Source organism: Streptomyces sp. NPDC104202 (assembly GCF_055584185.1).
Window position 1 is genome coordinate 1 of sequence record NZ_JBVJMN010000119.1, and the last position, 5053, is coordinate 5053.

6 protein-coding genes and 1 pseudogene are annotated in these 5053 nt (G+C 73.6%); 5 read left to right on the forward strand and 2 right to left on the reverse strand.

Annotated features, from left to right (window positions below; translation table 11 throughout):
- Positions 1 to 266, reverse strand: a pseudogene (locus ACZ60W_RS36935) (heme-binding protein); the annotation flags it as partial.
- A gap of 151 nt (positions 267 to 417) precedes the next feature.
- The gene (cynR, locus tag ACZ60W_RS36940; RefSeq protein ID WP_469759786.1) at positions 418 to 1326 is read right to left on the reverse strand and encodes a transcriptional regulator CynR; all 909 of its coding nucleotides are present in this window, start codon (positions 1324 to 1326) and stop codon (positions 418 to 420) included.
- A 92-nt stretch (positions 1327 to 1418) separates the two neighbouring features.
- Between cynR and ACZ60W_RS36945 the strand changes: the two genes are divergently transcribed.
- The 5 genes from ACZ60W_RS36945 (at position 1419) to ACZ60W_RS36965 (ending at position 4937) form a co-directional block, all read left to right on the forward strand.
- Positions 1419 to 2012 (forward strand): carbonic anhydrase, encoded by a 594-nt coding sequence (locus ACZ60W_RS36945; RefSeq protein ID WP_469759787.1) that lies wholly within the window; start codon positions 1419 to 1421, stop codon positions 2010 to 2012.
- A gap of 205 nt (positions 2013 to 2217) precedes the next feature.
- Complete coding sequence (gene cynS / locus ACZ60W_RS36950; RefSeq protein ID WP_469759788.1) at positions 2218 to 2688, forward strand: cyanase; 471 nt, start codon at positions 2218 to 2220, stop codon at positions 2686 to 2688.
- 175 nt (positions 2689 to 2863) lie between these two features.
- Entirely contained in the window at positions 2864 to 3625 is a 762-nt protein-coding gene (locus tag ACZ60W_RS36955) for an SDR family NAD(P)-dependent oxidoreductase (protein ID WP_469759789.1), read from the forward strand.
- An 88-nt stretch (positions 3626 to 3713) separates the two neighbouring features.
- Positions 3714 to 4421, forward strand: a complete 708-nt coding sequence (locus ACZ60W_RS36960; RefSeq protein WP_469759790.1) for a TetR family transcriptional regulator — start codon at positions 3714 to 3716, stop codon at positions 4419 to 4421.
- 132 nt (positions 4422 to 4553) lie between these two features.
- Positions 4554 to 4937, forward strand: coding sequence for a zinc ribbon domain-containing protein (locus ACZ60W_RS36965; RefSeq protein ID WP_469759791.1), 384 nt, complete (start codon positions 4554 to 4556; stop codon positions 4935 to 4937).
- Positions 4938 to 5053 lie beyond the last annotated feature (116 nt).

Here is a 5053-nt window from a genome sequence, read left to right on the forward strand (position 1 = left end):
TCGACGACGGCGACGGAGACCCGCTGGTTCTCCTTCTCGGCGGCGTCCAGCGTGGCCTGCGCGGCCTTGGTGGCGGCCTCGATCGTCAGGTGCGTGGAGCGGGCGGTGTTCTTGTTCTTCGCGTCGGCCTTGGCGACGGCCGCGGCCGGGGCCGTCACCGCGTTCTCGCCGGTGGCGCCGGCGGAGAAGGCACCGAAGCCGCCGAGGGCGAGGGCGGCGACGACCGCACCACCGGTCAGGACACGGGTGCGCGAGGTCTTCTTCACGTGCTTCATGGGGTCTGCTCCAGGGAACTCGGGGAACCGCGGGGGCCGTCAGGAGGCCGTGGCCCGCTCCGAGTTCCATCCTGGTGGCGGCTGCCTCACGGTGCGTCGTCGTCCCGGCCGGCCCCGGCGCCCGCAACGGTGGACCCCTGGGTCATCCGATCGGCTGACCCCCCGCCTCCGCGCCCCATCGCGCGGCGAGCCCGGCGAAGGCGCCGGCGGCGGCGCTGCGGTATCCGGCCGCGCGCCGCAGCAGGGCGACCCCGCGGGCCGGCAGCGCGGGGGAGAGCGGTACGGGGGTGAGGAACGGATGGTCGTGCGCGACGGCGTCCGGCAGGACCGTGGCCAGCTCCGTGCGCCGGACGATCTCGGCGAGCGCGCTGACCGAGTTCGCCTCGACCGCGATCCGCGGCCGGACGCGGTGCTCGGCGACGTACGCGTCGACGTGCAGCCGGGTCGCGAAGTCGCCGCTGAGCAGGGCGAGCTGATGGGCGCTCAACTCGGCGGCCGGAAGCGGCGCCGTGCGGCCGGCCAGCGGATGGGCGGGGCCCACCACGAGGCCGAGGGTCTCGGTGAACAGCTCGGTCGCCTCGACCCCCGGCGCGTGGGCGCCGTGGAAGGCGATGCCGAGGTCGAGCCGGTCGGTGAGGAGGTCGGCCTCGATGCGGTCCTGGGGCAGCTCGCGCACCTCCACGTCGATGCCCGGATGGAGCCCGTGGAATCCCGCGACCAGCGGGCCCGTGAGGTAGGCGGTGAACGTGGGGGTGACGGCGAGGCGGAGATGGCCCCGGGACAGGTCGTGCACGTCCAGGACCGCCCGCTCACCGGCCGCCAGGTCCCGCAGCGCCCGTCGGGCGTAGCGGGCGTACGTCTCGCCGGCGTCCGTGAGGCGGACGGAGCGGCCCCCGCGGTCGAGGAGCTGCGCCCCGATCGCCTTCTCCAGCTGCTTGATCTGCTGGGACAGGGTGGGCTGGGCGATGCGGAGCTCCTCGGCGGCGCGGGTGAAGCTGGCGTGCTCGGCGACGGCGAGCAGATAGCGGAGATGGCGGAGTTCCGGCTGCATCCCCCGACTGTAGCGCCCTATAGATCACATCTATGGCAGACATCGACAGTGCGTCTTGGACGCTATGACACCTGGTCGTGCAGGGTGAGGACATGCCTCATCTCGCCGAGGGAATCGCCCGCTTCCAGCGGGAGGTCTTCCCTGCCAAGGCCGGGCTCTTCGCCCGCCTCGCCACCGACCACCGTCCCGGAACGCTCTTCGTCGGCTGCTCCGACGCCCGCGTCGTCCCCGAGCTGATCACCCAGACCGATCCGGGCGAGCTCTTCGTCGTGCGCAACGCCGGGAACCTCGTCCCCGCCCACACCCCGGGCGCCGACGGGGTGACCGCCGCCGTCGAGTACGCCGTCGCCGTCCTCGGGGTGCGGGACGTCATCGTCTGCGGGCACTCCGCCTGCGGTGCCATGACCGCGCTCGCCGAAGGGCACGACCTGACCGCCGCGCCCGCCGTCGCCGCGTGGCTGCGTCACGCCGACGCGTCGCGGGCCCGTACGGCCGCGACGGGACACGTGGACGTGGACGCCCTGGTCCGCGCGAACGTCACGGCGCAGCTCGCCAACCTCGCCACCCACCCGTCGGTGGCCCGCGCCCTGGCCGCCGGAGCCCTGCGGCTGCACGGCTGGGTCTTCGACATCGCCGACGGCACCGTCGAGGAGCTGCCCACCGCGCAGGGCGCCCTCGCGGCCTGACCGCCGAACCCCGCGATCTCCCCCCCCCGACCCCCGCGATCCCCCGATCCCCCCGCGCCTCCCGATCCCCCCGAGCCTCCCCCCCCCGCGCCTCTCCCGACACCCCCCCGCGCCTCCCGATCCCCTTGCTCCAGCCCGCACCGGACCACGGCCGGACATCCGTCCGGCCGGACGGCAGGCCCCTCCAGAGAAGGACGTCCACCTCATGCAGCACGCCCAGTTCGACCCCACCGCCCGCCGCGAGATCGCCCTCGCCGCCGTCGAGGCCAAGATCGCCAAGGATCTGACCTGGCAGCGGATCGCGGACGTCGCCGGCCTCTCCGTCGCCTACACCACCGCCGCCGTGCTCGGCCAGCACGCGCTGCCGGAGGCCGCCGCGAAGGCGGTCGGCGACCTCCTGGACCTCGACGAGAGGGCGGTCCGCCTGCTCCAGGCCATCCCCACCCGCGGCTCCCTGGACGGCGCCGTCCCCACCGACCCGACGATCTACCGCTTCTACGAGATGCTCCAGGTCTACGGCACCACGCTCAAGGCCCTGGTGCACGAGCAGTTCGGCGACGGCATCATCTCGGCGATCAACTTCACGCTCGACGTGAAGAAGGTCGCCGACCCCGACGGCGGCGAGCGCGCCGTCATCACCCTCGACGGCAAGTACCTCCCGACCAAGCCCTTCTGACCGGGTCCGCCGGTGGCGGTGGCCTGCGCGGCCTCCGCTTCCGGCGGCGCGGGAGGCGGTTCTATGGTGGGCGGCGCAGATCGCGCGGACCGCGCGGTCCTCCGCGGGCTCGCGCCCGATCCGGCGGCCATCCCGGCGGCAGGGTCGCACCCGCACGACACGAACGAGGAGTTCCATGGACATCGCCGGCTCCGCCGCTCTCGTCACCGGTGCCGCTTCCGGTCTCGGGGCCGCCACCGCCGCCGCGCTCGCCGCCCGCGGCGCCACCGTCTACGGCCTGGACCTCGACAAGGCCGTGGCCGCCGCAGGGCCTCTGCCGGAGGGCGTCCGGCTGCTGGCCGCCGACGTCACCGACGAGGGGCAGGTCCGGGAGGCGCTCGCCGCGGTCGACGCCGACGGCGCCGTGCTGCGGCTCGCCGTGAACTGCGCGGGCATCGCCCCCTCCGCCCGCATCCTGGGCCGCAAGGGCCCGCACGACCTCGACCTGTTCCGTACGGTGCTCGACGTCAACCTGCTCGGCACGTTCAACGTGATGCGGCTCGCCGCCGAGGCGATCGCCCGGCACGAGCCCGACGAGCACGGCCAGCGCGGCCTGGTGGTGAACACCGCCTCCATCGCCGCCTTCGAGGGCCAGGTCGGCCAGATCGCGTACGCCGCCTCCAAGGCGGGCGTCGCCGGCATGACCGTCACGGCCGCCCGCGACCTGGCCCAGTACGGCATCCGGGTCGTCACCGTCGCCCCCGGCATCGTCGACACCCCGATGATGGCCGGCTTCGGCGAGGACGTCAGGGCCGGTCTCGCCGCGAGCGTCACCTTCCCGCAGCGGCTGGCCCGTCCGGAGGAGTACGCACGGCTGGTCACGATGGTCGCCGAGCACGACTACCTCAACGGCGAGACCATCCGGATGGACGGCGCCCTGCGCATGGCCCCCCGCTGAGCCTCCGTACCCTCGATAGAGCACTCGGTGCCGGATTCGTCCGGCACCAAGTGCCGCACAGGGTCGGTCCGGGTGTTAGGTTCGGGCCATGGCAACTGCGTCGACGAACTCCTCGAAGCCCGCGATGCGGGACTCCCTCATCGCCGCCGCCTTCCGGCTCTTCCTGGAGCGGGGCTACGAGCAGACGACGGTGGACGACATCGTCACGCTCGCCGGAGTCGGCCGGAGGTCCTTCTTCCGGTACTTCCCGTCGAAGGAGGACGTGGTCTTCCCCGACCACGAGCAGTGCCTCGCCGACATGACCCGCTTCCTCGCGGCGAGCGCCGACTCCGACGACCCGGTGGTGCGGGTCTGCGACGCGGCCCGTCTCGTCATGCGGATGTACTCCGAGAACCCCACCTTCTCCGTGCAGCGCTACCGGCTCACCCGGGAGGTGACCGGACTGCGCACCTACGAGCTCTCCGTCGTCTGGCGGTACGAGAAGACCCTCGGCGACTACCTGCGCACCCGCTGGGCGGACCGCCGGGACGGCACGCTGCGCGCCAACGTGACCGCCGCCGCCGTGGTCGCCGCCCACAACCACGCCCTGCGGCACTGGCTGCGCTCGGGCGGCGAGGGAGACCCCCAGGCGGAGGTCGACCACGCCCTGGAGTTCGTCCGCGCCACCTGGAGTCCGGACGCGCCGGCCGAGACGCCGGCCGAGGAGACCGAGGACGTCGTCGTGGTGATCACCAAGCGGTCCACCCCCATGTGGCGCGTGGTGCGCGAGGTGGAGTCGAGCCTTGGCGAGGGCTGACCTGCGGCCTCGGCCGTTCGCAGGGGCCCGGGTATCTCGAATTGAGGGAACTCAGGTCTTTATTTGATGGCACTCAGTGCCATATCTTTGCTCCATGCACGGTCGAGCCGCCGAGTGCGAGGAGAAGGCATCGTGTTCACCACGGGACTGAGGAGCGGGACCACGGTCCAGGCCGACGAGTCGGCCCCCGACTCCGAGCTCTACTTCCAGCGCTGCCGCTGGTGCCACACCACGACGTTCCAGCGCCTGCTCTGTCCGACCTGCGGGTCGACCGACCTCGCGCCCGAACTCAGCGAGGGCGAGGGCGTGATCTCCGTACGGCGCGGGGTCGCCGCGGCCGACGCCGACCTCTGGCCGGTGCACATGACGGAGGGCTTCGTGGTCCGCTGCCGCGTCGACGGACCCCTCCACGCGGTGCGCCCCGGGGTCCGGGTCAAGCTCTCCGGCGCCGCCGTCGTGGGGCGCCGGCCGGTGGTCCGGCTCTGCGAGGAAGTCCCGCTCGACGGCTGGTACTGAGCCCGTGCACGGAGAAGGGGGGGGGGGGGGGGGGGGGGGGGGGGGGGGGGGGGGGGGGGGGGGGGGGGGGGGGGGGGGGGGGGGAGAGGAGAGAGAGAGAGGGGGGGGGGGAGGGG